Origin of the sequence: Pseudorhodobacter antarcticus (assembly GCF_900110135.1) — a bacterium.
Taxonomy (GTDB): Bacteria; Pseudomonadota; Alphaproteobacteria; order Rhodobacterales; family Rhodobacteraceae; genus Pseudorhodobacter; species Pseudorhodobacter antarcticus.
In genome coordinates, this window is sequence record NZ_FOCO01000110.1 from 1 (window position 1) to 1466 (window position 1466).

At 52.9% G+C, this 1466-nt stretch carries 2 protein-coding genes; both read left to right on the forward strand.

All coding sequences use genetic code 11. The features are described 5' to 3' along the window. Window positions 1-246 precede the first annotated feature (246 nt). Entirely contained in the window at window positions 247-636 is a 390-nt protein-coding gene (locus BMY36_RS19100; protein ID WP_050520620.1) for a hypothetical protein, read from the forward strand. Next, entirely contained in the window at window positions 633-1409 is a 777-nt protein-coding gene (locus tag BMY36_RS19105) for a class I SAM-dependent methyltransferase (protein ID WP_050520621.1), read from the forward strand. Before BMY36_RS19100 ends, BMY36_RS19105 begins: the two co-directional genes overlap by 4 nt. The last annotated feature ends 57 nt before the right edge of the window (window positions 1410-1466 follow it).

The window sequence follows — 1466 nt, forward strand, 5'->3', positions numbered from 1 at the left end:
TAAACGATCCAACCACCACCACAGACAAGCATTTCAAAATGCTTGTCTGTGGCTCTTGTTTCGCACAAAAGCTGGGACCTTCATAAGACAAGCTTTGCGCTGTCCGCTGCTAACCATCAAATCTGGTCGAAAATTTCAATTGTCAAAATTCTGAATCAGGCGCAGCATCAATGAGACTGTCTGACCACGTGCTTGTGTGCGTGACCAGCGGCCAGCTTCTAAAATGGGAGTGTTAGGTCGTGAAGATTGATCGTATCCTATATATTAGCAGGTTTCGTTTGGCTGATCTTTGGCATGGTGTTCGGGATCTATCTTGGCATCACGGACCAACTGCAGTTTTCCAACTCGCATGCACACGCCAACTTACTCGGGTTCGTCGTCTCCGTGCTATTCGGTCTCATCTATCGCAACTGGCCATCACTGCTGGAAAACAAATTGGCCATACCGCAGTTTGCAGTCTACCAAATCGGCGCAATTGTCTTGGTGGCGGGAAAATATGACATCGACCGTGGCGGTCGCGGGGTATTGGCTCCTCCCGGTTCCATGATCGTCGTTTTGGGCACCCTATTGATGTTCTGGATGTTCGCCAGAACCAAGGCCGAGAAGCCGGGTGCACGTCAAGGTCGCGCTTCATGACACCTTCGGTTCAAGAGCACTATGGAGCGACCGATATCGTGGCGCGTATCCTTGCAGCGGTCCCCTGGTCGCATGACGACGGCGCAGCGCTGACTGCAAGGCAGGTCTTTCCCTTTGACCAACTGCACGGTCGCGAATTGCTTGCGACGCAAGAACACGCTGCAAGATTGAATCCGACGAAAGAGGAACATCTTTTGGATATCGGATCGGGCGTCGGAGGACCGGCTCGCTACTTTGCAAGCACCTTTGGATGTCGAATTACTGGCATCGACCTGACGCCAGATTTTATTTTGGCTGCGAAAGAAATTTCCACTTTGTGCAACCTCGGCGACTTGCTCTCATTCGTTGAGGCCAATGCCGCAAAGCTTCCCTTCGCCGCCGATACTTTTGACCACGCCTATAGCTTTTATGTCGGCATGAACCTCGCGGACAAGTCGGCGGTCCTAAGCGAATGCTTCCGTGTTTTGAAGCCCGGAGGTCGGTTGCTCTGGACCGAGGTCACCGAGGCAGCTGGAAACCCACACTACCCTTTGCCTTGGTCGCGGAGCGTTGAGGGCAGCCATGTTCAGACGCGCGAAATCCTCATCGATGTTTTTGCGACTGTAGGGTTCGAAGTTCTTTCCGTTGAGGATGAGACTGGCGCTCATTTGGAACTGGCTCAGCAGATGAAACTGTCTGGAAAGGTGCCTACAGCCGCGCAGCAACAAGCCAACGAAGTGGTTCTTGGTGCTGACTTTGGGGAGCGTCGTGGCTCTGTTGCACAAATGGTCTGACGGTGAGGGTTCCCCTATCCCCGGACAGACTTATCCCACGACTTCTGTAATGGGCGT

Bases quoted from the DNA above. Each gene is read 5' to 3' on its own strand.
- BMY36_RS19105 (WP_050520621.1), top strand. From the start codon at position 633: ATGACACCTTCGGTTCAAGAGCACTATGGAGCGACCGATATCGTGGCG.